This window comes from Turicibacter sanguinis (assembly GCF_013046825.1).
GTDB lineage: Bacteria > Bacillota_I > Bacilli_A > MOL361 > Turicibacteraceae > Turicibacter > Turicibacter sanguinis.
Genome location: NZ_CP053187.1, coordinates 1,272,357 through 1,298,975 on the forward strand (window position 1 = coordinate 1,272,357; position 26,619 = coordinate 1,298,975).

Annotated in this window: 23 protein-coding genes and 1 other annotated feature; of the genes, 17 read left to right on the forward strand and 6 right to left on the reverse strand. The window is 33.5% G+C overall.

Annotated elements, in window-relative coordinates; translation table 11 throughout:
• Window positions 1-286 precede the first annotated feature (286 nt).
• Window positions 287-2,755 carry a CoA-disulfide reductase gene (locus HLK68_RS06225; protein ID WP_006785298.1) on the forward strand — a complete coding sequence of 823 codons (2,469 nt, stop codon included), beginning with the start codon at window positions 287-289 and terminating at the stop codon, window positions 2,753-2,755.
• A gap of 243 nt (window positions 2,756-2,998) precedes the next feature.
• Here the strand turns inward: HLK68_RS06225 and HLK68_RS06230 are convergent, their stop codons facing one another.
• Both HLK68_RS06230 and HLK68_RS06235 read right to left on the reverse strand, forming a co-directional pair.
• A complete protein-coding gene (locus HLK68_RS06230) occupies window positions 2,999-3,637 on the reverse strand; it encodes a nitroreductase family protein (RefSeq protein ID WP_132942697.1) in 639 nt (212 codons plus the stop codon).
• 159 nt (window positions 3,638-3,796) lie between these two features.
• Window positions 3,797-4,627 carry an AraC family transcriptional regulator gene (locus HLK68_RS06235; protein WP_006785296.1) on the reverse strand — a complete coding sequence of 277 codons (831 nt, stop codon included), beginning with the start codon at window positions 4,625-4,627 and terminating at the stop codon, window positions 3,797-3,799.
• A gap of 192 nt (window positions 4,628-4,819) precedes the next feature.
• Between HLK68_RS06235 and HLK68_RS06240 the strand changes: the two genes are divergently transcribed.
• The 8 genes from HLK68_RS06240 (at window position 4,820) to HLK68_RS06275 (ending at window position 12,757) form a co-directional block, all read left to right on the forward strand.
• Complete coding sequence (locus HLK68_RS06240; RefSeq protein ID WP_009607106.1) at window positions 4,820-5,812, forward strand: aldo/keto reductase; 993 nt, start codon at window positions 4,820-4,822, stop codon at window positions 5,810-5,812.
• A gap of 157 nt (window positions 5,813-5,969) precedes the next feature.
• Window positions 5,970-6,419 (forward strand): aminoglycoside 6'-N-acetyltransferase, encoded by a 450-nt coding sequence (gene aac(6') / locus HLK68_RS06245; RefSeq protein WP_009607088.1) that lies wholly within the window; start codon window positions 5,970-5,972, stop codon window positions 6,417-6,419.
• Window positions 6,420-6,803: 384 nt separating this feature from the next.
• On the forward strand, window positions 6,804-7,490 hold the full coding sequence (locus HLK68_RS06250) for a response regulator transcription factor (protein ID WP_132942698.1): 687 nt from the start codon (window positions 6,804-6,806) through the stop codon (window positions 7,488-7,490).
• A complete protein-coding gene (locus HLK68_RS06255) occupies window positions 7,483-8,670 on the forward strand; it encodes a sensor histidine kinase (RefSeq protein ID WP_006784075.1) in 1,188 nt (395 codons plus the stop codon). The genes HLK68_RS06250 and HLK68_RS06255 overlap by 8 nt, the downstream gene beginning before the upstream one ends.
• Before the next feature lie 131 nt (window positions 8,671-8,801).
• Window positions 8,802-10,238 carry an efflux RND transporter periplasmic adaptor subunit gene (locus HLK68_RS06260; RefSeq protein ID WP_055165703.1) on the forward strand — a complete coding sequence of 479 codons (1,437 nt, stop codon included), beginning with the start codon at window positions 8,802-8,804 and terminating at the stop codon, window positions 10,236-10,238.
• Window positions 10,239-10,242: 4 nt separating this feature from the next.
• Complete coding sequence (locus HLK68_RS06265) at window positions 10,243-11,442, forward strand: ABC transporter permease (RefSeq protein ID WP_006784073.1); 1,200 nt, start codon at window positions 10,243-10,245, stop codon at window positions 11,440-11,442.
• A 60-nt stretch (window positions 11,443-11,502) separates the two neighbouring features.
• A complete protein-coding gene (locus tag HLK68_RS06270) occupies window positions 11,503-12,081 on the forward strand; it encodes a hypothetical protein (RefSeq protein ID WP_006784072.1) in 579 nt (192 codons plus the stop codon).
• 4 nt (window positions 12,082-12,085) lie between these two features.
• Complete coding sequence (locus HLK68_RS06275; protein ID WP_132942699.1) at window positions 12,086-12,757, forward strand: ABC transporter ATP-binding protein; 672 nt, start codon at window positions 12,086-12,088, stop codon at window positions 12,755-12,757.
• A 372-nt stretch (window positions 12,758-13,129) separates the two neighbouring features.
• Here the strand turns inward: HLK68_RS06275 and HLK68_RS06280 are convergent, their stop codons facing one another.
• From HLK68_RS06280 to HLK68_RS06290, 3 genes are all read right to left on the reverse strand, one after another.
• Window positions 13,130-13,513: a hypothetical protein gene (locus tag HLK68_RS06280; protein WP_006784070.1), complete on the reverse strand. Its 384-nt coding sequence runs from the start codon at window positions 13,511-13,513 to the stop codon at window positions 13,130-13,132.
• A gap of 104 nt (window positions 13,514-13,617) precedes the next feature.
• On the reverse strand, window positions 13,618-14,445 hold the full coding sequence (locus HLK68_RS06285; RefSeq protein ID WP_132942700.1) for a YjjW family glycine radical enzyme activase: 828 nt from the start codon (window positions 14,443-14,445) through the stop codon (window positions 13,618-13,620).
• Window positions 14,445-15,926: a YjjI family glycine radical enzyme gene (locus HLK68_RS06290; protein ID WP_006784068.1), complete on the reverse strand. Its 1,482-nt coding sequence runs from the start codon at window positions 15,924-15,926 to the stop codon at window positions 14,445-14,447. The genes HLK68_RS06285 and HLK68_RS06290 overlap by 1 nt, the downstream gene beginning before the upstream one ends.
• Before the next feature lie 201 nt (window positions 15,927-16,127).
• Between HLK68_RS06290 and HLK68_RS06295 the strand changes: the two genes are divergently transcribed.
• From HLK68_RS06295 to HLK68_RS06310, 4 genes are all read left to right on the forward strand, one after another.
• On the forward strand, window positions 16,128-17,030 hold the full coding sequence (locus tag HLK68_RS06295) for a carbohydrate kinase family protein (RefSeq protein WP_132942701.1): 903 nt from the start codon (window positions 16,128-16,130) through the stop codon (window positions 17,028-17,030).
• A 314-nt stretch (window positions 17,031-17,344) separates the two neighbouring features.
• On the forward strand, window positions 17,345-18,664 hold the full coding sequence (locus HLK68_RS06300) for a sodium-dependent transporter (RefSeq protein ID WP_006784066.1): 1,320 nt from the start codon (window positions 17,345-17,347) through the stop codon (window positions 18,662-18,664).
• Between the two features lie 83 nt (window positions 18,665-18,747).
• Window positions 18,748-19,006, forward strand: a binding site (T-box leader).
• Window positions 19,007-19,353: 347 nt separating this feature from the next.
• Window positions 19,354-20,694 (forward strand): branched-chain amino acid transport system II carrier protein, encoded by a 1,341-nt coding sequence (gene brnQ / locus HLK68_RS06305; RefSeq protein ID WP_040763839.1) that lies wholly within the window; start codon window positions 19,354-19,356, stop codon window positions 20,692-20,694.
• Between the two features lie 112 nt (window positions 20,695-20,806).
• Entirely contained in the window at window positions 20,807-21,688 is an 882-nt protein-coding gene (locus HLK68_RS06310) for a zinc ribbon domain-containing protein (RefSeq protein ID WP_055165694.1), read from the forward strand.
• A 243-nt stretch (window positions 21,689-21,931) separates the two neighbouring features.
• On the opposite strand, the gene HLK68_RS06315 is transcribed toward HLK68_RS06310, so the two are convergent.
• Window positions 21,932-22,372: a staygreen family protein gene (locus HLK68_RS06315; protein WP_006785656.1), complete on the reverse strand. Its 441-nt coding sequence runs from the start codon at window positions 22,370-22,372 to the stop codon at window positions 21,932-21,934.
• A gap of 492 nt (window positions 22,373-22,864) precedes the next feature.
• On the opposite strand from HLK68_RS06315, the gene HLK68_RS06320 reads away from it, so the two are divergent.
• The 4 genes from HLK68_RS06320 to nagA all read left to right on the forward strand — a co-directional run bounded on the left by HLK68_RS06320 (window position 22,865) and on the right by nagA (window position 26,617).
• Window positions 22,865-23,164 (forward strand): cupin domain-containing protein, encoded by a 300-nt coding sequence (locus tag HLK68_RS06320; RefSeq protein ID WP_006785657.1) that lies wholly within the window; start codon window positions 22,865-22,867, stop codon window positions 23,162-23,164.
• A gap of 13 nt (window positions 23,165-23,177) precedes the next feature.
• Complete coding sequence (locus HLK68_RS06325; protein WP_055165691.1) at window positions 23,178-24,386, forward strand: TolB-like translocation protein; 1,209 nt, start codon at window positions 23,178-23,180, stop codon at window positions 24,384-24,386.
• Between the two features lie 341 nt (window positions 24,387-24,727).
• Window positions 24,728-25,465 carry a GntR family transcriptional regulator gene (locus HLK68_RS06330; protein WP_006785659.1) on the forward strand — a complete coding sequence of 246 codons (738 nt, stop codon included), beginning with the start codon at window positions 24,728-24,730 and terminating at the stop codon, window positions 25,463-25,465.
• A 15-nt stretch (window positions 25,466-25,480) separates the two neighbouring features.
• A complete protein-coding gene (gene nagA / locus HLK68_RS06335; RefSeq protein ID WP_132942702.1) occupies window positions 25,481-26,617 on the forward strand; it encodes an N-acetylglucosamine-6-phosphate deacetylase in 1,137 nt (378 codons plus the stop codon).
• The last annotated feature ends 2 nt before the right edge of the window (window positions 26,618-26,619 follow it).

The window sequence follows — 26,619 nt, forward strand, 5'->3', positions numbered from 1 at the left end:
TCTCCTAGCTTCATTTCTTGATATATTATGAAATGATAGCCTAATTGTGACATGATTTTAGATATAAATTGAATTATATATAGCCACGCTTAAAAAGCGTGGTTTTTTATTATTTTATACAACAGGAGAGTAGTTGCTTCTTATGTGACTTAGTTACATAACTTTTAGAATATTCAGAATATACTTTAGATATAAAGAGTGCAGGGGATATTTATCGATTGAAGAAAAATTTGTTTAATTTATAAAGCAAATTAAACGATGGGTTCCTTGTGAAAGGAGTTTTAAGATGAGTAAAAAAGTAATTATTGTTGGTGGAGTCGCTGGGGGGGCCTCAACGGCGGCACGTTTACGTCGGCTAGATGAAACAGTAGAAATCATTATGTTTGAAAAAGGGGAATATATTTCATTTGCAAATTGTGGATTACCTTATTATATTGGAGAAGTCATCGATGAACGTGAAAAATTAATTGTTCAAACAGTTGAACAAATGAGTACTAAATTTAAAATAGATATTCGTAATTTAAGTGAAGTTATTAAAATCGACAAAGAAAATAAAGTTGTTACCGTTACAAATCATAAAACAGGTGAAAGTTACGAAGAAACTTACGATGTACTCGTTTTATCACCTGGGGCTCAGCCTATCAAACCAGGGATTTCTGGAATCAACGAATGCAATAATCTATTTACCTTAAGAAATATTCCAGATACAGATCAAATCAAATCATTTGTGGATAACCAAAAACCTAAACATGCTGTTGTCATTGGTGGAGGATTTATTGGTCTGGAGATGGCCGAAAATCTGCATGAAAGAGGGCTTGAAATTACATTGGTTGAAGCAAGTAGTCAAGTCATGGCTCCATTAGATATTGAAATGGTAAGTATAATTCATGAACACTTAGTAGATAAAGGTGTTAAATTAATTTTGAATGATGGAGTTAAATCCTTTGAAAATAACGGTAAAAAAGTTGTGTTAAATAGTGGGCAAGTTATTGAAACTGATTTAATTATCTTATCCATTGGGGTACATCCTGAAACAACGATTGCACGTGAAGCGGGACTTGCTTTAAATGAACGTGGTGCGATTGTTGTTGATAAAAAAATGAAGACAAGTGATGAGTCTATTTACGCATTAGGTGATGCGGTTGAAATCATGGATTTTGTTAATAAACAACCCACGATAATTCCTCTTGCATGGCCAGCTAATCGTCAAGGTCGTATCGTTGCTGATAATATTTGTGGTAAAGAATCGGAATATAAAGGAACACTTGGTTCATCAGTTGCAAAAGTATTTGATTATACAGTTGCAGCAACAGGAAATAACGAAAAAACATTAAAACGATTAAATCTTGAATACAAAGCACTTCACATTCACCCAGGCTCTCATGCAGGTTATTATCCTGGAGCCTTCCCAATCGCGTATAAACTCTTATTCAATCCAACAACAGGACAAATTTATGGTGCTCAAGGAGTTGGAATAGATGGTGTTGAAAAAAGAATCGATGTTATTGCCACAGCTATTAAAGGAAATCTAAACGTTATTGATTTACAAGATGTTGAAGTTTGCTATGCCCCACCATATAACTCAGCTAAAGATGCAGTGAACATGCTAGGGTATTATGCAGAAAATATCATGGATGGCTTAATTGAAACCATTGATTGGAGTGAAGTAAATAGTTTAGATGAAACAACATCAGTTGTTTTAGATGTGCGTGAATCTTTTGAATTAATGACAGGTAAAATTAAAAATTCGATTCATATCCCACTAGGGCAATTAAGAAATCGTTTAAATGAACTTCCAACAGATAAAACTGTTTATGTTACCTGTCAGGTAGGACTACGTGGTTATGTGGCTTGTCGCCTACTTAACCAATATGGATTCAAAGCTAAAAATATTGATGGTGGAGTTAAAACGTATCTAGCGATTGAAAAAGCACAGCAAGCAATAAGTAAGCAGTGGATATCAATTATTAAAAATAAGGAGGTAACGCCAGTGGTATCACAAAATTTAGATGATATGCCTGTCAAAGTAAAATTGAATGCTTGTGGATTACAATGTCCGGGGCCAATTCGTCGAGTATTTGAAGAAATGAATCATATGACAGATGGTGAGATTCTAGAAGTTAAAGCAAGTGATCCTGGTTTTACTAAAGACATTTCATCTTGGTGTGAGAAAACTGGAAATACATTATTAAATTCAGAATTTAATAAAAATGAAAAAAACTTTGTTGCTTATCTTCAAAAAGGAACTCAAGTTTCTCAAACAGCGAATACAAATACCCTCGATAAAAATGGAGCAACACTCGTTGTATTTAGTGGTGATTTAGATAAAGCAATTGCCTCATTTATTATTGCAACAGGGGCTGCCTCAATGGGGAAAGAAGTTACGATGTTCTTCACGTTCTGGGGATTAAATATATTAAAATCTAAAAATAAACCAAAAGTATCGAAAGATACAATGGAAAAAATGTTCGACTTTATGTTACCAGGGAATACAGATAAATTACGATTATCACAAATGAACATGATGGGAATGGGTCCTGCTATGATTAAAAAAATCATGAAAAAACATAATGTTGATGATTTAGAAACATTAATTGAAAATGCCATTAATATGGGAGTAAAAGTTGTTGCCTGTTCTATGAGTATGGAGTTAATGGGAATTAAACAAGAAGAATTTATAAAAGGTGTTGAAATTGGAGGAGTTGCTTCATACTTAGGTGCAGCTGAAGATTCAGGGTTGAACTTGTTTATCTAATGAAGTGAAGGGGTTTATATTTTTCTAAGATTTTTGTTTAAGAAGATAAAGTTCAACACAAGCGAGCAATTTAACGAGTAAGACAATTTATGTTGAAAGAGAGGGAGAATAGATAAGAGATGGTGAAGCAACTGTTTCAAGCATAGATCAGTAGAATAAAAGGGTAAGTAAATTATTATATTTCTTTAAGCATTAAAAAAACATAAAAGCGAGTTCATTTGATAGCAAACTCGCTTTTATGTTCTAATCGATGAAAGTTACAACTTCTTCTAATGGCTTACGTTTTGGAGCAGGAGGAGTGTTATCCTCAGGTACTCCAAAAGCGATTAAGCTCATTAATTGATAACCATCTTTTTTAAATCCGATTAAATCTTCAATTTCTTTTTTTGCATGAGTTGGGCCTGTCATATAACAAGTTCCATATCCCATTGCTGTTGCGGCTAGTAAAAAATTTTCAACAGCAGCACCGATTCCTTGTATAGCTGATTGAGGTGCGATAATTTCGGCTAATCGTTCTTCACTCGCACCATTTGCCTTTAAAATATCGTACTCAATCATATCATATTCGTTTCCATAAACAATAATAACGACTGGAGCGTGTTTGAATAGGGTGTAGTATTTTAGTAGGCGCATATATTTTTCACCCTGTTCTTTTGTTGGTGCCAAGTTTGCAATTTGAGTATGACTTTCTGTTACGATGTCACTCATTTGATTAATAATATCTCGATTTTGGAGCACAACAAAATGCCAATTTTGTTGATGTTTAGGCGATGGTGCCTGTGTTGCAGCATCAAGTAATGTTAAGATATCTTCCTTAGGAATCTGGATATCTTTAAATTTACGGATACTTTTTCTATTATAAATAAACTCTAAATTTTTCAACGAAATACCCCCTTTTTAACTATTATTAAAACAGATGTTAATTCAAGATGCAATGCAATCCTCGGATTATAACCCATAATCTGATTATTTTCTACTGCATTCTAGATATAAAAAGAAGACTCAAATTCATTTTATAAAAAATGAGCTTGAGTCTTTTTGTTAAGCAATAAAATTTGAACTACGGTATTCGCGTGGGCAAGTTCCAATGACTTTTTTAAAGATTTTGGAGAAGACTAAAGCATCGGTATATCCAACAGAATGGGAAATCTCTTGAATCGTTAAGTTAGTTTTCCTTAGTAGGTTACATGCTTTATGAATTCTGAAATGAATTAGATAGTTTTTAGGTGAATCAGCCATTAATTCATTGAATAATTTAGTTAAGTATTTTCGATTAATTCCCACATAATTTGAAATTTCTTCAACTGTAATATGGCGTGCGTAATTCGTTTCAATAAATTCAATTGCTTGACGAATATAATCTGATTGTTTACTCATTGTTTGAATTTTAGTTTGATGTGAATGACTATACTCAGCTAATGTCGCAAGTAGTGCATAAAATCCACTTAATGCTTGTAGGTCCATGCTGTGTTTGAATTGCCCTGCTGTCAATATTAGTTCAAAGCAACGTTCAATTGCTTCATGTCGATCACATTTTGAGATTGGTGAACAGGGTGACAAGTTAAGGCGTCCCAAGTAAGAATCAACATGTAGTCCATTAAAAGATACAAAATAATATCCCCATGGATTACTTGGATTCGGTCGATAGGAAACAAGTGAGTGTGGTGGCACTAAAAAACAAGTACCTTCTTTAATTTCATACTCTTGCCCATCAATAATTAAATAACCTTTCCCCTCGTAAACATAATAAAGGCTATAATAATCACGAACTCCAGGCCCCCATGAAGAATTCTTTTCACACTCACCGGTTCCACAGTGATATAGCATAAAATCTAATTTAGTGTAATCTGATTTTGGTTTGAAACAAATCATGATAGCGCTAACCCCTCTATTATGTAGACATTATATCATATTTTTGAGTATTTAGATAATACTATTTGTAAGTGCTTTTATATATAATTAAAAATAACTGGAAAATGCAAGTGCTTTTTTGTATAATAAAAAATAATTAGAAAATGTAAGTGTTTTTATTAAGGGGTATAAAACTTCAAAAAGGAGGACGTTATGTATAGGGCAGATGATTCGCGTTATGGGAAAATGTCATACCACCGATGTGGTAATAGCGGATTAAAATTACCGGCTATTTCACTTGGTCTATGGCACAATTTTGGGGATACGACATCTTATGAAAACAGTCGTGAGATGATTACAACGGCATTTGATCATGGTATTAATCACTTTGATTTAGCCAATAATTATGGACCTCCTGTAGGTGCTGCGGAAATGACTTTTGGTCGTGTTTTAAAGGACGATTTAAAACATTATCGTGATGAGATATTAATTTCAACAAAAGCAGGATATAAAAATTGGGAAGGTCCGTATGGGGATTTTGGTTCTAAAAAACATTTACTGGCCAGTCTTGATCGAAGTTTAAAACGAATGGATTTAGATTATGTGGACATTTTTTATCATCATCGACCAGATAAGGAAACTCCAATTGAAGAAACAATGAGCGCACTCGCTCAGATGGTTAAACAGGGAAAAGCTTTATACATTGGATTATCTAAGTATAATGTGGAGGAAACCAAGGAAGCCTTAGCAATTTTAAAAGATTTAAAAACACCTTGCTTAATTCATCAAACAAATTATTCTATGTTAAATCGTACAAATGAAGAGGGATTATTTGATTTACTTGAAAGAGAAAAGATTGGAGCCATTACGTTTTCCGCAATGGCAGGCGGTAAGTTAACCAATCGATACTTAAATGGAATACCAGAAGATTCTCGTGCTGGAAAGGATGAAATGAAAGCATCAGATATTACGCCTGAATTAATAGCAAAAGTAAAACTATTAAATAAGATAGCACAGAGTAGAGGACAATCTTTGGCCCAAATGGCAGTCTCGTGGGTTTTGAAAAATCAAACAGTGACTTCTGTTATTGTAGGAGCAAGTCGTACGAGCCAGATTATTGATACAAAAGAAGCCGTTCATCAGACAGAGTTTAGTGCAGAAGAGTTAAAAATGATAGACGCTATTCTTTTAGGAAAAATGATCTAATTAATCATAAGAAATGTCTGATGCATCTAATAAATGAAGAGCGATATAATCATCTAAATGTAATTGAATGATTATTAAGTTGTAAAACTGAATATATTTGATGATTTAGACAAATAATGAAGTATTAAAAATAATAGAAGTTATATGGGTGGTAAAAATGAATATTAGACAAGCAACAGAGGCAGATGTATTAGAAGTTGCAAGATTGGCTTTAATGTTATGGCCTGAGCATTCTATGCATGCCATCGCATTAGAAATTTATGAAACAATTAATAGTAAGCAGGGGGCCTTTTTCTTAGCCTATGATGAAGAAGTAAAAGAGGCCGTTGGCTTTTCTCAAGTTTCTTTAAGAAATGATTATGTTGAAGGAACAAAAAATACCCCAGTTGGTTATCTTGAAGGATTATTTGTCTTAGAAGGATACCGTCTAAGAGGAATTGGCCAAGAATTATTAAGGCAATGTGAAGATTGGGCAAGAGCACATGAATGTGAAGAATTTGCAAGTGATTGTGAGTTAAGCAATGTAGAAAGTTTAAACTTCCATAGTCGCGTAGGATTTAAAGAAGCAAATCGAATTATTTGTTTTACAAAGTCATTAGTTGAATAACTATAAAAAGAGGAAGTCCTTTATTAAAATGGGCTTCCTCTTTTTACGTCATCAAAATAGTTAGTAAATAATAAAACAAACACAATAAATAAAATAATGCATATAGCGGCTGTTTTTGCATTAAACTGATTCATCATCTCACTTCCTTCTAAGCGATAAAGTGAATTTGAGTCTCATTAAATTATATGTCAAAAATGAAGAGGAAATGACATTCTATGAACTTAATGATGGAGTAGATGAAAAAAATTAGATGTAATTAATAGATTTTAAATTTTTATTGAGACATAATATACTATAAATTTATCTACTGTACCATTATTAAATTTAACTGATTCTTAACCTTCATTAACGTATAATTAAAATAAAAATTAAGAAGGTGATATGATGAAGATTTTATTAATAGAAGATGAAGAAGATTTAATTGAAGCATTGGCTCACGGATTAAAGAAGAATGGGTATGTTGTAGATATGGCAACAGATGGACGTGATGGGCTCGAACTTTCATATATAAATGATTATGATTTGATTATACTAGACTTGAATTTACCCTCAATGGATGGACTGGATATTTTAACCGAGATTCGAAAACGGGATCAAGAATGTAAAATCTTGACTTTATCAGCACGTTCTGATTATTCGCAGCGCATTGAAGGTCTTGATAAAGGAGCAAATGATTATTTAGTTAAACCGTTTGATTTTGGAGAATTATTAGCACGTACACGGGCCTTATTACGACGAACATTTATTCAACAAAATACACAACTAAAGCACGGTGATTTAATAATCGATACAGCAAAAAGATGTGTGATGTATCATCAACAACCTGTTGAGTTATCACCAAAGGAGTTTGCCATTCTTGAATATTTAATGCTTCATAAAGGTCGAGCGGTTAGTGCGGAGGAAATTATGGAGCATGTCTGGCATAGCGATAATGATATGTTTTCGAATGCAGTCAAGGTACACATTAGCACGTTGCGTAAAAAATTAAGTGTTTATAGTAAAGAAGACATCATTTTAAATATTAGGGGTGCCGGTTATATTATTCATGAAAGAGGTGATTCAGATGTTTAAAAATATATCACTTCGAATCCAAATGACGATTTTAACAACATTGATTTTAGTTATTGTATCCGTTATTTTAACAGTGACATCTGTTTATAATGTAAATCAAACTCTAGTTGCCCCTATGTATTCAGCTCTAACAACAGCCCCAAGCTTTATTGAATCTGGACAGTATTTGGATTCAACGAACCCATACATGTATGAGATAGATCAATCTATTGAATTTATGATGCCTGTAGAATCAATAGTGAGTCTGTCTTATGCGGAGGAAGTAATTGCCGCTGGAACAAGTAGTTTTAGGTTATCGGCATTTGGTTCTATGATTTTAATTATTATTGTGGCAGCAGGATTTATTTATTATGTTCTTGGAAAATTTCTAAATCCTGTAAAACAGTTAAGTGATGAAATAGAATTAATAAATGAAAAACGTCTTTCTCAACGATTAATCGGATTTAATACATCGGGGGAGTTACAAGAGTTATCGCATTCTTTTAATATGATGTTAGATCGATTAGATCGTGCTTTTGAATCACAAAAGCGATTTTCATCGGATGCTGCACATGAATTAAAGACACCGCTAACGGTCCTTAAAACAAAACTAGATGTATTAGAAATGGATGCCAATGTGGAAATAGACGATTATCAAAACTTCGTAGAGGTGGCGAAAAAGCAAACAGAACGAATGATTAATTTAGTTGATCATTTGTTTATTTTATCCGCTCAACAAGATTATGAATTAAGTGATGAGGTTTATTTAGACTATGTATTTATTGATATTTTAGAAGATTTAAAGACTGCTATTGAATCTAAAAATTTAACAGTAGAGTATGAACCATGTGATATCACGATGACCTCTAATCAGATTATGTTAACGCATGCTTTTTCTAATTTAATTCAAAATGCGATTAAGTATAATCATGATAAAGGGTCGATTGCTATTAGAACAAGTGTAGAAGAACAATCTTTGATAGTTGAGGTCATAGATACTGGAATTGGAATTCCAAAGGAACAGTCAGAACATATTTTTAATGCTTTTTATTGTGTTGATCCGTCACGTTCGCGTAAATTTGGTGGCGCAGGTCTTGGGCTTGCTATTACAAAAGATGTGATTGAGCGTCACCAAGGAACGATTGAATATTTACCGAATCCAGATGGAGGAAGTATTTTTAAAGTTATATTACCGATTTAAAAATCTCTATTTCAATATAGAGATTTTTTTGGTTTAAATAGCTCTTAACCAAATCTTAACCAAGTATTTGTTAAGATAGGTGTGTAAAAGCGAGAGAGAATTTAAGATGGAAATATAAGAGGAGAGGAATTATGAAGAAGAAAGTGTCTAAAAAGAAAATCATTAGTCTAGCTAGCCTTATCTTAGTCATTTGTATTATTAGTGGTGTCACACTTGCAAATGCAAATAAAGATGAAGAGTTCGTAGAACCAATTAGAGAGTATCCAGTAAGTCGAGGTGACATCGTAGCGGGATTCAATGGAGCAGGAAGTTTAAAGCTCGAGGCAAAAGATTATAATTTTTCCGAACCGGTTATGGTGGAAGAGTTTTTTGTAAAGGTAGGAGATGCGATTAAAGCAGGAGATCCTCTTGCTAAGATTTCAGGTGAAGCAATCCAAAAGCAGTTAGAAGATTTAAATGAACAATTAACTAAAGCAAATATGGCATTAGAGCAAGCCAAGAATGCTAAGGAACTCAATATTTTAAATAATGAAAAATCGTGGAACCAGGTTACACAATCTAGTCAGGAACAATATAACAGTGAGAAATCTGTTGTTGAATCAGAACTTAAAAAATTGGATGAGCAGTTAGCAAATATTCAAACTAAAAAGCATGAAATTACGCAAAAGATTAATGAGTTAGAAGTAACTCAGGTACAAGCTAACAATGAAGCACCTGATTTAGAGGAGGAAGGAACTAATCCTGAAATCTTATTAAATTCTGATGAAGAACTTCAACAGTTAAGACAGCAATTATCGGATTTAGAACAACAAGAAGAAAGCGTCAGAGCACAAATTAACGATGCGATTGCTCGTAAAAATGATATAGATTGGCGTCGTGATAAGGAAGTGCAAAAAGAACAACAGGAAGCATCAAGTAATAAACAAATAAATGATAAAACATTGATTGAGATGGATCAATCAATTCAGTTAGCTTCTATGGAAGTGGAGAAAATTCAAAAAGAAATTTCTAAAGTAAAAGAATTAAGTGAAAATAATACCTTAGTATCGGATGTAGACGGAATTGTAACATCGCTTGGGTATACATCAAATACGATGACTTCAACTGATAAGCCAGTCGTTACGATTGGAACATTAGATATGGTGACAGCTGTAATTGGGGTATCACAAAATGATGTCAATAAATTAGAAGAAGGACAAGTTGTTCAATTAGAGGTAAATGCATATCCTGGTGAAAAGTTAATGGCTAAAGTAAAGTCTATTAATTATGTCCCTAGTAATGAAGGTGGATCAGTTGTTTATAAGGTAACTGTTGAACTAGATTCGACTGAACGTGCACTTCTTGAAGGAATGACGGTAAATGCAAAGTTCATCATTAAAGAAGTGAAGGATGTTTTAATATTATCTAATAAGGCCATTACGTTAGTTGATGGAAAACAGATGGTAAAGGTAAAACGTGAAGATGGAACAATTGAAGACGTTGAGATTACAACGGGGTTTTCTGATGGTCGTGTCAGTGAAATTAAAAATGGTTTAAGTGAAGGTGACATTGTTGTAGTAGGAGGTTAAAAAGATGAAGTTATTAGAAATGCTACGCATCGTTATGATTAACATTCTACAAAACAAAGTAAAAGTAATGTTAACTTCAATTGGAATTATTGTGGGATCGGTCACGATTGTCATGGTTATTGCCATTGGTCGTGGGGGAGAAGAAGAAGTAAAGGCACAGTTTAGTGGGTTAAGTGCCGAAACTGTTTATGTTAATTTGGATTACATGAAGATAGGAAATAAAGATTTTAGTGAAATTCCTAAATTAACACAAGATCTTATGGAACAGATGATGGATGAAAGCCAGACACTTAAGGGTATTTATTTAAGGGGGGATGCTTATAGCGAAGTAACGTTAAATGGAAAAACTGAATATATTTCCGTGACTGGAGTGACAGAAGGATATTCATTAGTTTCAAATCTTGAAACAGCTTATGGTGAGAATATTTCTGAATTTGATGTTGAAGAAATGACGAGTGTAGCGGTTATTGGTGAGGGCATTGCAAAGAAATATTATCCTAATGTAGAAGAAGCTATTGGGAGTACGATTAGAATTGGAGATAAAGCATTTACGATTATCGGAATATTAGAACGAAAAGGAGATGGACTTCAAGGATTAAGTGCAGATGATACGATTTTCATTCCATTTACAACAGCAGAGCAATCAATTCTTAATGAGTATACAATGCCTCAAATTGTCGCTTTATCTAAAGACTTATCAACCGTTAAGTTTTCGATGAAAGAGATGAAAAGTACACTAAACTATGTTTTAGATGATGGTAGTTATTACACGTTAGAAGATGCAGGAAGTCGTATTGAAGCTGCCACTCAATCAGCAGGAACGATGAATATGCTACTGATTGCAATGGCGACGATTGTCTTTATTGTGGGTGGAATTGGAATCATGAACGTTTTATTCTTATCCATTAAAGAAAGAACGAAAGAAATAGGAATTTTAAAAGCGTTAGGAAGTTCGAAAGAAGAGATTTTACTACAATTCCTTTTTGAATCAGTGATTATTAGTACGTTTGGTGGCATTATGGGAGTGCTACTTAGCTATCTATTAATGCCATTGATGAAATATACGAATACACCCGTATCACCTTCGATTGAAGGGCAAATTATTGCGATTATATTTGCAATGATTACAGGAACCCTTTTCGGACTATATCCAGCATATAAAGCATCACAATTAAAACCAATCGAAGCATTGTCATATGAGTAGAAACATTGTAATTCGGGTAAACAATGTACCAAAAATAATAAAAATGAGAGGAAGATAAAGATGAAAAAGATAGTAATGACAACAGTTAGTACAATGGTATTAGTAGGTTTAGTAGGATGTGGGTCTAACATACCAACAGACAAGGAGACACCTAAACAAGAAGTAGCAGGTGAAGGGACAGTTATATCACCTGGCGATAATGAAACAGCAGATTTTCAAAATGTAACGCAAGTTTATGGAAAAGTTAAAAGTATTATTGGAAATGAAATTGAAGTGAGTTTAGCTAAAAACCCATTTGAACTTTCGGAGGAGGAGTTAGAGGCATTAGAGGGAGAAATTGAATTAGAAGGCGGAATGGAAATAGGACAGGCTGTTACTGTCACCGATAGTATTGCTGCTATGCCATCAGATGTTGAAGGTGGAAATTTTAGTTTACTGATAGGAGAACAGGAACCTTTAGAGTTAGAGTATACAGGTGAAACAAAAAGCTTTACAATTCCAACGGGAACGACTATTTTAAACTATTTAACCGGTGGAGAGGGAAGTATTAATGATATTAAAGAAGGATCGGTTATTGCGATTGCGATGGATGGAGAAGAGGACAATCAAAAAGTATTTGCAGTAGATATTATGGAGTAGACATATGGAAACTTTAATTCAATTAAAAGATATTAATAAATCATATGGACTATTAGATAAGTCACTTCATGTTTTGAAAAACATTGATTTTGAGGTAAAGAAGGGTGAGTTTGTTTCGATACTTGGGGCATCTGGATCAGGAAAATCAACTTTAATGAATATACTAGGTGGGATGGATACTCTAGATGAAGGGCAATATTTCATTGATGGACAAGCAGTACATGACTGTGATGATCATGATTTAGCCTTAATTCGTAATCAATATATAGGCTTTATCTTTCAACGGTATCATCTAATTCCACAATATACAGTTTTACAGAATGTGATTATGCCCTTACTGATTAGAGGAATGTCGAGACATGAGGCAACTGAGGTGGCAATGGAAAGTATTAAGATGGTCGGGTTAGGGGATAGAATCGCTCATAAACCAAATGAACTTTCTGGAGGTCAGCAACAACGTGTTGCAATTGCACGAGCACTTGTAACTAAACCTTCTTTATTATTAGCAGATGAACCAACAGGGGCATTAGATTCACAGACGGGAAAAGAAATATTAGAATTATTTAAGGATTTAAATGAAGCAGGAAATACCATTGTGATGATTACGCATGATAAAAATGTAGCTAACTCTAGCAAAAGAATCGTTTATTTAAATGATGGTGTATTAAGTGAATAAAAAAGCTGTCCTTTAATTTGGCAGCTTTTTTTTAATATTTCAAGACGTTAAATACTATAGAAATCGAAAGACTCCAAGAATGTAGGTGGTAGGAAATACTAGAATGTTAGGAATAAAAATAACAATGCCAAACTAGAATTGCGATTACGATTTCATGCCGATATATTTTTAAAATCATAAAATGTTTTGAATGCAATTTAAGATCATTTTGATGATAAATTAAGCATAATAAACCTATCTCAATCAGGACAAAAAATAATTCTTCCATCAAAGAACAAGTAAAATCCTAATATTGAAAGTATGATAGGATGTTTCATTTCTTTATTTCATTTCATGTGGAATTATTTTATCAAATGAAACAAAAAAAGACGATTAAACGTCTTTCTTTGAGTTCATTGTATAATGTTTTAAGAACCAATATAAATGATAAAAAACAGCAATTAAGTAAGCAAAGTAAGCAATCTTTGTTAAGAAAAATGAGTCAATGACACTACAAACACATACAATTGCAGCAGTTGTCCATTCATGTTTATAAAGAGATTGATAGTTTGTTTTATCTCTTATTTGTTCAATTGCTTTTTTACGTTTAATTAAGAAATAAATACCAATTGCCATAAAGAAAAAGATAATCAATAACTCTACTATCAATGCTGTCATTCCTTGATTGGCATAACTTCCTAATTTTGATAAAGAATATAAACTACTGAAAAAGAATATATAAAACCATAATGTTAATTTTTGAATTTTAATTGGCATAAAATGTCCTCCTTTGTCCTTCGTCATTATACTATAAAATAGCACAAAAAAGGTGTTTTCGTATAGAAAACACCTTTTTGTAATCCAATCGATACCCACTACATTTAGACCACAATCGTATTTAAACATCCAACTTCATGAGCGATATTTTCAAGATGAGCCATCATCTTATCACTTGGTGTTTGCATGTTCAATGAATTCTTTCTAACTCCGAGGTTACGGTACTTAATCAGCTTATATCTGATATCATGTCCGCTAATACGAATGGCTACCTCACGAATCGTTTCCTCATTATCAAAAAGTTCTGGAACGATAACGGTACGAACTTCATAAAGTTTTTTTGTTTTGATTAAGTAGTCTAAATTTTTTAATACCATATCATTGGGTGCCTTAATGTATTTTTTGTGGATGACTGAATCCCATACTTTAACATCAAGCATGACACCATCTGTTAACGACATTAAGTCATGTTGAAGAGACAAATCAGTCGAACCATTTGTATCAATGAAGCAAGTTAATCCCGCTTCTTTTGCTTTTTTGAAAAGTTCAATTAGGAAAGGAGCTTGTAGGGTACATTCTCCCCCCGATACTGTAATCCCTTGAATAAATGGGCGATAATTCATGATGTCGTTCATAATGTCATCAGCAGTCAGTAATTTATATTTTGGGGTACTATTACGATGACATTTTTTTGTACAGGCATCACATTCCACACATTTTGAAACATCGAATTTAACGAGACGATCCACGCGAGATAAAGCTTGAACAGGGCAGGCACTTACACACATACTGCAATTAATACAGTGATTAATTGTTTCAGGATTATGACAATAAACACAGTCAAAATTACATCCTTGTAAGAAGATAGCTGTTCGATTACCAGGACCATCCACGGAACTAAATGGGATAATCTTATTTAGGTATCCCTTCATTATCGTACCTTGCGATCGTAAACTTTACCGTTACGAACTTGTCCTTGACCTAAAACAACCGTATCTTGTAATGTTGCAATTCCTTGATCTAATTTTGCGATTTCGCTACGTTTAACAAGGTATCCTGTAATACGAATCACATCAGCATCTGATGAGTATAATGAGAAGTAGCGCATTCCCTCTTTGAAAGCCCCTTGAATAATATTCAAGATAAATTCAGGGTTGTTCGCGGCATTTAATTCGAATGGGAAGATATCCCCAGTTCCAGAAGGAAAGTATTTATGGAATCGAGCTGTTTGTTTTAAGTGTTTCCAAAGCTCTGGTTCTTCACCAATAGGAATACGAGCACCCGGACTTGTATTAATATCATCTCCGATACCTACTTGAGCGTGAAGTAATAAACGCTCATTAGTCACTGTACAATGCTTACTTTCAAAGTTTTTAATGAAATCTTCCATTGTATCCATGATGCGAACTCCTAAATCATCAGCAACTTTCGAATGTCCGAATTTATCTTCTAATTTTTCTGCTTTTAATAAGATGTTGACACATTCAGCAAGTCCAACAAGTCCAAACATTGAAGTAAAGCGATCTTTAGAGATAAATCCTTCTGTTACTAAGAAGTTTGTTTCAAAGAATGTACTTTCTTCTACAATGTAGCGGATACGTTCGTTAATATAGTTAGCCATGCAAGTCATTGCATGAGGTAATTTATTATTCATGAAATCTTCAATGTCAGATGCAGTTTCAGCTAGCTTTGATAAACGCATACGAACTAGTGTATGGGCCCCTCCGCCAACATGAAGTCCATTATAGCAGCTTGCAATCCCATAGTCACCTAAATCTTCTGTAAACATTGCATGATTTGCAAAGCTTGGTTTAGCCGTTTTTAAAGCAGTTTTAATCGCTTCAATCGCTAAGTCATCTGGTGTTTCTTCACTATACTTTAATGTTAAGTTTGGAATCGCGTTTTCAAGTTCACGCTCAACCTCTAAAATGATTTTAGCAGCACGAGTTGGTTTTGGCCCTAAGTTAGCATGGCAGAATGAATCTGTAATCGTGCGGTCTAATTGTGTTAAGAATAAGCGAATTGCTAATTTTGCTTCTTCTTCATCTACAATGAATGGCTCTAATAAGTAATCGATATTTCCAATGTAAACTGGCATCGTCGTAATAGATGGAACATGTTTATAGAAAATTAATAAGTAGTTTGTTGCTTCCCAAATATTTGTCGGTGGCTCTAATTGTAAGAATTTTGAACCTTCTTTCATGAACTTTTCATAGTTAGGAAGGATATATCGTGGTCGGTAAGGGACGTTTCCTTCAAATAAATCACAGATAATCCCTGCATCACGTAATTTTTGAGTTTCTTCTGAAATATTTAAAACTTCAACACTGTTTTCTGCAAAACGTGCTAAAGATACAACTTTTTGTTCGAATGTTAATGTTTTATCTTTAACGATTTGTTCAACACCGTTCATACTCTCACCTCATAGATTATTTTCTTACATGATGTCATTACTTGACGATTTGTGTAAGAGTTCATTATAACATGTTTGAAAGCAGCTAGACTACAGTAGATTTTAACTAATCTTTACATTTAATCCACAGAATGGTCACAAAAAATGTAAGCGTTAAAATATAATTGAATAGATAGTGAGACTACAGGGGAGGGGATAGTTTTGAAGAAAGTATTAGTGATTGGCGGAACAACATTCGATTCGATTGTTTATTTAGATAAATTGCCACAAGGTCAGCCACAAACATTATTTGCGAGCTCACCACTTAATGAAACATTAGGTTCAACAGGAGCGGGGAAAGCTTTAAATTTAACAAAACTCGGGATTGATACGACGCTTCATTCAGTTATCGGAGACGATGAATATGGTCATAAAATTATTCGAAAATTAAAAGACGCTGGTGTAAATTTTGAGTACGACTTTGATCCACTCGGAACAGAGAGACATGTAAATTTACTTGATCCACTTGGACAACGAATTTCTATTTTTGTGACACAAGGTTCTGCTCAACCAGCATTAGATTTAGAGCGCTTAGAGAAATTAATTATGGAATGTGATATCGTCGTTTTAAATATCATCAGTTACACAAAACAGCTCATCAAACTTATCGAAAAACATCAAAAACCAATATGGACTGATTTACATGATTATAATCTGGAAAATCAATATCACCAACCATACATTGAAGCAGCTAATTACATCTTTGTTAGCTCAGATAATTTACCAGAATATCATGAAACGATGTTGCAATGGATGAGTCAGGGGAAAGAATTAATTGTTTGTACACATGGTAGTGGTGGGGCAACAGCCCTAACGAAAACGGGCGAATGGATTGAACTTCCGATTATTTCTGATTATAAATTTAAAGATGCGAACGGTGCAGGTGATAGTTTCTTTAGTGGTTTTTTATATGCGTATTTGAATGGGAAATCAATAATAGACTGTATGAAATATGCTACTATTTTAGGGGGACTTTGCATTAGCTCATATGAACTAGCGCATGAAAAATTAAGTGCAGAGTTAGTAGAACAGCACTTTTTAAAATATTATAATTTACATTTATAGGTGATAAATCTATAATCTAGTTAACTATAAAGATAAAATTAAAAAGGAGACGATTTCTAATGAATACATTTAATGTGCAATTAAATAATTGGCGTAACTGGTCATACTAGACAGGTTTGTATTCTTAGATTGAAGTCATTCATCATAGATACAAGCCGTATACGGTAGTATCTATGATGACCAAATATATTTTTCGTGGTCACATAGAGTTTAAACAATGTGACCTTTTTATTATCCTAGGCAAAAAGGGTCACATTGTAACTTCAATGTGGCCCTTTTAATTTTATCGTTATAGTTGTGAAAGGAGAAAAATCATGTCAGTTAACAATAAACGAGAAACATTTAGTTCCAAATTTGGCTTTTTGATTTCATGTGTTGGAGCCGCACTTGGACTCGGGAATATATGGTTATTCTCATATCGCTTAGGCGCTTATGGAGGAGCTGCATTTTTAATTCCATATTTCATCTTTATTTTTATATTAGGAACAACTGGACTTATTACGGAGTTTTCATTCGGACGACTTTTTAAGGCAGGAGCACCGACTGGAATTCGTGAAATATTTAGATCGCGTAAACTAAAAGGTGCAAAAATAATTTCTTTAATACCAGTGCTTGGGGTAGCAGGAGTTTTCATGTTTTACTCTGTTGTAGTCGGGTGGATATTAAAATACTTTATATTAAGTGTAACAGGAGAGTTAATGACTTTGGATGCTACCGCATTTTTTAATCAATTTGCTGGTTCAACATCATCCGTTATTTGGTTAATTATCGCCATGTTAACAACTGTTTTAATTGTGAAAATAGGTGTTGCAAAAGGCATTGAAAAACTAAATAAAATTGCCATGCCACTTCTTTTAATCCTATTTATCATTTTAATTATTCGTTCTGTCACATTACCTGGAGCGGAAGTTGGAATCGAATACTTATTAAAACCAAGATGGGAGTATTTATTAAAAGTTGATACTTGGGTAATAGCCCTTGGGCAGGCCTTTTTCTCGGTTTCTCTGAGTGGATGTTCATTGGTTGTTTATGGAAGTTATACAAATGATGGATATGATATTGTTTCAGCATCATTTCAAATGGCTATCTTTGATACAATAGCCGCTTTACTAGCATCATTTATCATCGTTCCAGCGACCTTTGCTTTCGGATTTGATCCGGCATCAGGACCCGCGTTACTTTTCATTACATTACCTGCGATTTTTAAAGTGATGCCATATGGAAATATTATGGCTATTATCTTTTTCTTAAGTATTATCTTTGCTGCTATTTCCTCATCAATTGGGATGTTAGAGGGACCTGTTGAAGCGTTAATGACAAGTAGACATTTATCCCGTGCAAAATCAACCATTATCATCTCATTGATTTGCTTACTGCTTGCGATACCATTAGCTGTTAATATGGAATGGTTTAATTTGTTTGCAGACTTTATAACGATTATTTTATCCCCAGTTGGCACAATGATTACAGCAATTGCATTCTTTTACTTATACAAAGGGGATATTTTAGACGAAGTTAATAAAGGTGCTAAATACTCATTAGGAAAATCATTTGTTTATTTTGGAAAATTAATTTTCGTGCCAATGACAATCCTTGTTATTTTATTGGGGATTATTTACGGAGGTATCGGTTAATAAATGGAATAAACTGTAATAAATGTGTTTGAGATGTGTTGACAATGTGTACATGAGGTGATAACATACTCCTAACACATCATTTAAATTCGTTGAAGAGAAAGAGTAAGTTAGTTTAATATCTCACAGAGAGTCGATGTTAGCTGAGAATCGATGGTCATGAATTAACTGAAAATCATCTCGAAGAAGTAAGGCTGAAATAAAAGTAAGTCTTATCGGGTCTCTTTTCCCGTTATCAAATAAAGTCATTAAAGCCTGATAAAAGGTGAGATGAGTAGAGTGCTATAGTCTTTTTTAGATTATAGAATTTGGGTGGTACCACGGAGAATTTTCGTCCCTTGATTAATCAAGGGGCTTTTTTTATGTGGAATTACCCCATTAGAGGAGGGGAGCTAAGAGCCTAACGGCTACTTAGCATGGGGGCCCAGGGGCTTTTTTTATATTTAGAATTACCCCATTGGTTGAGTAAACCTCTCTATGAGAGGATAAGGACTCCAGGGGATTTTATTACCTGCTAGAGGAGGATAGTTGAGAGTCTAATAGCTACTTGGCATGATGATATGTGTTTTTATTTGAAAGGGGGAATTTTTATGGAGTCAGATATTTGTGGTGATATTAGAAATTGAAAGTGTTTATATGGAGTTATGTTATTAAAGGGGGATTTCCCTACACAAGAAGGAGACGATTTAATGAATAAGTTATCAAGAAAAGATTTATTGTTAGTTGGTTTGATGTTATTTTCTTTATTCTTTGGAGCAGGAAATTTAATTTTTCCACCGTTTTTAGGTCAGTCAGCGGGGGTTAATACATGGATATCGATGCTTGGTTTTTTTATTACAGCTGTAGGATTTCCGGTTCTTGGAGTTGTGGCAGTTGCAAAATCTAAGGGGCTATATAATTTAGCAAATCGTGTGAATCCTGTTTTTGCGTCAGTTTTTACTGTATTAATTTATTTATCAATTGGTCCTGGACTTGGGATTCCACGTGCAGGAAGTTTACCGTTTGAAATGGCAGTCTCACCTTATTTACCAGAGTATTTCTCGGTTGCATTAGCGCGTTTATTATTTACAGCAGTTTTCTTTGTTATTGCGTATTGGTTATCCTTAACGCCAACAAAGTTAGTAGATCGAATGGGGAAAGTTTTGACACCAACCTTATTAATCTTAATTTCTTTGATTGTTTTAGGGGCTATTTTAAAACCACTAGGAACTTACGGAGTTGCAACAGGTAATTATAAAAGTTCTGCGTTTGTTCAAGGGTTTTTAGATGGATACTTAACTATGGATACGATCGCAGCATTAAATTTTGGAATTGTGATTGCATTAGCAATTAAGTCAAAAGGACTAGAAGATGAAAAAGCGATTGTCAGTACAACGGTTAAAGCAGGAATTTTTGCCGGAATTTTATTAATTTTAATTTATTCAATTCTAGGCCATTTAGGTGCGATGAGTGGGGGCTTATACGGAGCGACTGAAAATGGAGCTCAAACATTAACTAATGTCATGACTTATATCTTTGGTCAACCGGGAGCGATTCTTTTAGCCATTGTCTTTACATTAGCTTGTTTAACAACATGTGTTGGATTAATTACATCTTGTGGACAATATTTTGCAACGTTAACACCTAAATTAACTTATCAACATTGGGCGGCTATTTTATCGTTAGTGAGCATGGTGTTAGCGAATATGGGATTAAATCAAATTTTAGGAATCTCAGTTCCAATCTTAAATGCTATCTATCCAGTTGCCATTATGCTAATCATCTTAGCCATGGTCAATCGCGTTATCAATGGAAGCCGTGCTGTCTATAGCTTAACTATTTTATTCACCGCCACAATTAGTATTTTAGATGCTTTAGGCCAAGTTGGGTTACAGTTTGGATTTGTTTCGACGCTATTAAAAAAATTACCTCTTTATGAACAAGGATTAGGATGGGTAATTCCAGCCCTTCTTGGATTGGTTATCGGGGGTTTATATGAGTTTATATCGAGTAAACAAACAGAATCAGTTTCAGACTATTTAGCAGAATAATAAGTGAGGAGGCCATGCCTCCTTTTAAATTTAACAAAAATTCCCCCTCCTTTTTACATGGTCTATTTTGTGGTATATTGATAGTAGGTGAAGAATTAGGAGGGAATAACTATTGAAATGTAAACACTGTGATTTCGAGAACTTAGATCAGGCTACGTATTGTAGTGGATGTGGAAAGCCATTAAATGAATCTAATGATGTCGTGACACAATCTAAAAATTTTGAAACGAAAAATAGACGAATTTTAATTAGCGTTATGAGTATATTAGGAATAGGGTTAGCAATGATCATCGCATGGATGATTCTTAGACCCAATCAACTTGAACTTGCAAAAGAAGCCTATCAATCAGATGATTTAACAGCTTACGAAAATGTTGAAAGTAAGCTTTCAAAAGAACAAAAAACTGAATTTGATGCATACCTGATTGAAGAAGCTCAATCAATTTTTGATGCTTTTAAATCAGATGGATTATTTTATAAAGAAGCTGTTCGTCGACTTGAAAAAATTAAGTTATATGTTATTCAAACAGATGAAGTCAATACCATTATGACTCAATTAGAATCGTTAAATAGTTCACGCCAAGCATATAATGAAGGAAAGTCATGGATTGAGGCAAAAGAGTGGGACAATGCTAAAGCTTCATTTGAAGCCGTATTACCATTAGATCCAAATTACGATTTTGCACTTCGTTATTTAGAATCGATTCAAAGATGGCAACTACAAGAAATAGGAGCAAAGGCATTAGATTATCTAGAACAAGAAGACTATGAGAAAGCCGTGAATGAAATTATGAAAGGCTTAGAAATTGATCCAACTAATGAAACGTTATTGAATATTAAACAAACAATTCAAGATGCGTTAAACACTCCTCCAGTTATTGAAGAGGCACCACAGGAGCAACCTAAAGGATTAGGAGAAATGATTAAAGACGGACTTCAAGCAATTGGAGATGGAATCAAATCATTCTTTGATGGTAGCTGGCTTGAAAATTAAAGATGAAAAATAGCATGATCTAAAAGCTTTAGAATTTTGTTACAATACTTATATTAAAAAATCCCTTCTCAAAAATAGAGAAGGGATTTTTTAATATAAGTCCAGATAAGTTTTTCACACTTGGAAAACTTTTAACTGGACTATAGTGATGCCTAAGGATCAAAAAGACTTCAGTACTGAGACTCATTTATAATAGTGAAATACATTTCTGTTTCTATATAGAATAACTCTTATCTTGGTTATTTAATACTCATTAAATGTCTGATAATATTCAATTCGATTATATTTTGGGTCGTCTGATTGGAAATGGATATATATTGGTGCAGAGTTGAATTGTGGATAAACGGTAAAGAGATAGGGGTCTCCATATTTAATAGCTTTGAGTGCGGTAGGTAGTTCCTTAATAAATATTTCATTTCGGCGTGCGGTAGATTTTGTCCCGTCTTCACCGTCTAATCGAACATAAACATAAAAATAATAGTTTTGAAAGTCTTTTGTTGTCCATTCTCCAAGTACTTCATCACGCATAGCAGTTAATTTATCGTAAGCATAGTCAGAGCTAATGACTAGAAATAGGTCGCCTGTTTCATCGGAATGCGTTAATGTGTATCGTCTAGGATTTAATTGATTTAAATTGCGTAATTGATAGTTAATCCACAGTTTATCTGGGGTAAAATTACGCATTATATCGCCTCCAATATAGATTTCAATCTAACTTTTACATCTACTTGCTGAGTAAATCGAAGCATAGTAGTCAGTTATCCTGAGTTTACTCATCGCAAATCACAACTCTTTGTTACAGTTCGAAAAGAATGCAGTCAATTTTTCAATTCTATCTTTTCTTCACTTGAGAGAGTTAAGCAGGATTTTCAATCTTTTAGATGGCTCTAACTGAATGTAAGTGAAGTTTAGACCATCTTATCCAGACAAAGTTATTCTTACTTGGTTTTTAAGTATAGAATAACTTTGTCTGGGGTGAATTAATCTAGCTTCGAGTCCCATCCAGACTATAAAGTCTCTCAATTGTACACTGACAAAACCGTGTCAGCGACAATTGAATAAGACTTTTACGTTTGGATAACCGGGACTCTCAGCTTTTTTGATAATACATTATATGCGATTGACTCATAGTATGATTTTAAATATCCATAATAAAGTTGAAATGGAGGTCATATTATGAGTCAATTTTATAAGTTAAATGAGTTAAAAGAAGCAAAGCAATTAATTGCAAACAATCCTAGGTTTCGTACGGTTTGTTTTAATTTTGAAGTTGGAAAGGGACTTCCAAAGCATAGCCATAACGGATATGCAACGATTCATGTTATTAAAGGTGAAATCAGCATGAGTTTTAGTAATGGTGAAAGCTATGAGTTGAATAGTGGTGACTTTTTAGAGTTTGATGCTCGTATTGAACATGATGTTTTAGCAACGCTAGAAAGTCAGGTATTAGTTACAATTTCTGCATCATTAGAATAATAAGGAAATGATTATGAAGAAAATCATCCTACTATTTTTGATGGTAATGATTCAATCTTACTCAGTGTTGGCCCAGTCAGCGGTTGTTGCGATGACTGAGAATCAAGTCGTCATGATTAATTTAGAAAACAATAAGACTACTATCTTGAATCAAGGGGATAAATTTCTTAAACCTCTTATATCAGAAAGTAAATCGTATGTTGCCTATCAAGATGAAAAATCCAATTTATATATATCGTCACTTGTTAATAATGAAGAAATGTTAATTAAAGTGGAGGGTGTTAAAGATTATATCTGGCATGAAAATCAGTTAATCTTCTCAAAGAATGAAGGGAATGTGTATCAATTTAATCTAGAGACTCATGAATTTTCACTCTTTCTTGAAAGAGCAGGGTATGTATACGATGAATTGAAGATGAATAATCAGGGCGTCCTATTTGCGAAGAAATATGCTATTGTGCCTGATTATAATTGGCCGATTGGGATTGTAGAATATGATTCAAAGAGTCTTGATGAATCAATTTTAATTGGTTATGAACCTGTGACGAAAACATCGATTGGTTTTAACCCTTCAATTGCAAAACTCTCTTCAGATGGAAAGTTGATCTATATTTGGTGTAAGCCAAATTCAGGATCAATCACAGCAGATGGTGTTAATTTAGGGATGTATGATACGTCTAATGATACATTTATAAAATTTAATCAGATTACAATGCTAGTTTATCTCGACAATTTAGCGATTAATCCGATATCCAATGATGTGGTCGCCCTTATAGAAGGTGAAGGCCGAGTTATGAATGAGAATAAGCATCTCTATTTTTTTAAGGTTAAAAGTCAAGAAATGATTCCAATATTATCAAATGAAATGACAGCCATGAGTCCTATATTTTCATTTGATGGTTCTAAGTTATATTATTCAGCGGGATTAGAAGCACCGAAAGAATATAAACCATTTGAACTTGGCAGTAATCATCTTTATGTCTATGATTTAACCACTAAGAAATCAACACAACTAACCCAAAGTAAAAAAACTTTTGATTTTTATCCACAAGAAATTGAAAATAATGAGTTAGTGTTTCTACAATTTGTAGGGAAAGATAAATTAAACTTAGTACGACGATTAGCCGATGGAAAAGAAGTCACATTACTTGAAAATTTAAACACGAATTTTCAATATTATGGTCATTTAGAAGGAAATCAAATTTTAGATGTAAAAAAATAAAACGCAAGACGTGATTCCGTCTTGCGTTTTATTCTGTTTCATAGCCCCCATCATTGATTCCATCTAAATCATATATCTTGGTGTAAAAGTAGGGGATTCTAGCAGCAATGAATATAAATAGGAAGGTAGCTTTGATATGACAAGAATTCATTATAGAAACTATATATAATTAAAATGAGAGAAGCGGATTAGGATAATCTTGATTTTATATGATATTTTTAGAATCATTTTTAAACCCCTTGATTTAGAAAACGATTTCAATTAAAATAGAAGTATGATGAAATTGGTATATACCATTTTAAATTGTCATATAAGTAAACACTGAAAGAGGCGGATAAATAGTGAAGAAAGTGGATAAGAACTCAAAAGTTCCACTTCATATTCAGCTCTCTTCTATTATTAAAGAGATGATTGAAACAGAAGAATTAAAAGAGGGAAGTTTTTTAATGTCTGAACGAGACATTTGTAAGCATCAAGAAATTAGTAGAATGACTGTTAACAAAGCGATTTTAAGTTTAGTCAATGAAGGACTTTTAAATCGTCATCAAGGTAAAGGAACATTTGTAGCATATAAAAAGAAAAAACATCGATATCAAAAGTTAGAAGGTTTTACAGAAATCATGACTAAACGAGGATATCAAGTTGAAAATGAATTGCTTGTGTTTAATCTAGATACTTATTCTAAAAATGTAAGAGAGAAGTTAAATTTATTAAACTTAGATTCGTTAGTTTATAAGATTAAACGTCTCCGTTCAATCGACAACGATCCATTCATTCTTGAGACTGTATATATTAATCAAGATATGTGTCCGGATTTAACAGAAAACTTAATAAAAGAAAACTCATTATATCAACTATATAAGGAAAGGTATCAGCATAAGATTGTAAGGGCGGAGCAAGTGATTACGCCTGTTATGATTACTAAAGAGCAAGCCGGTTTATTACAGTGTGAAATTAATACTTTAGCACTTAAAATTGACCGTGTTGTTTATACAGAGTTTGAGGAAGTGATGGAGTATACATCGTCTATTTTCCTAACGGATAAACATGAGTTTGAAGTTGTATTGAATGAAAATTAATAAAAGAGGTGGAGTATGTACTCAATAGTAAACGGAAAGATTATTATGCCAGATAAAGTTCTTGAAAATAAAGTTTTAGTTTTTAATAAACAAATTGTCGAAATTAGTGATGAAGTTCCTGCTAATCATGAGGTGATTGATGCAAGAGGGAATTATGTTGCACCGGGACTTATTGATGTTCATGTTCATGGAAGTTGTGGAGCTGATACGATGGATCAAAGTGTAGAGGCTATTCAAACGATTAGTGAAGGGATTGTTAAGAATGGTGTGACATCTTTTTTACCGACAACAATGACGATGAGCCCTGAGGATATTTATGGAGCATTAAAAGTGGTTCGTGAATGTATGAGTAAAGAATTTGATGGAGCAAAAGTTATGGGAGCCCATATGGAAGGTCCATTTATTAATGCCATTTATAAGGGGGCTCAACCGGAACAATATATTGTAAAGCCAAGTTATAAATTTATTGAGGATTATACGGATGTTATTAAATTAGTTTCATACGCTCCGGAGATGGACGATGATTATTCATTTACAAAGGAAGTAAAAGACAAAACTGATATTACGTTATCGATTGGTCATACAAATGCAACTTATGATCAGGCGATGGAAGCTATAGATTATGGAGTATCTCATGTGACACATTTATTTAATGCCATGACACCACTCAATCATCGTGAGCCAGGAGTTGTCGGAGCAGCTTTAACAAGCGATTGTTATTGCGAAATGATTGCTGACAAGATTCATATTAATAAAAGCTTATTCCAGTTTGTTTTAGATAATAAAGGTAAACATAAAGTTGTTTTAATTACGGACAGTATGAGAGCAGGTTGTATGAAAGACGGAAAATATGACCTTGGTGGACAAGATGTGTATGTTAAAGATGGAGCGGCACGACTTGAAAGTGGAAGCTTGGCAGGTAGTGTTTTAACATTGAATAAGGCAGTTTATAACTTCTTACAAAATACGAATGCTACGATTAATGAGGCAATTCATATGGCTTCTTTAAATCCAGCCACATCAATTGGAATTGATGATTATAAAGGAAGTTTACATGTGGGAAAAGATGCGGATATCTCAATCTTTGATGAGGAAATGAACTGTCACTTAGCAATTTCAGAAGGTCGTATTATTTTTAATCATTTAGCGTAGAG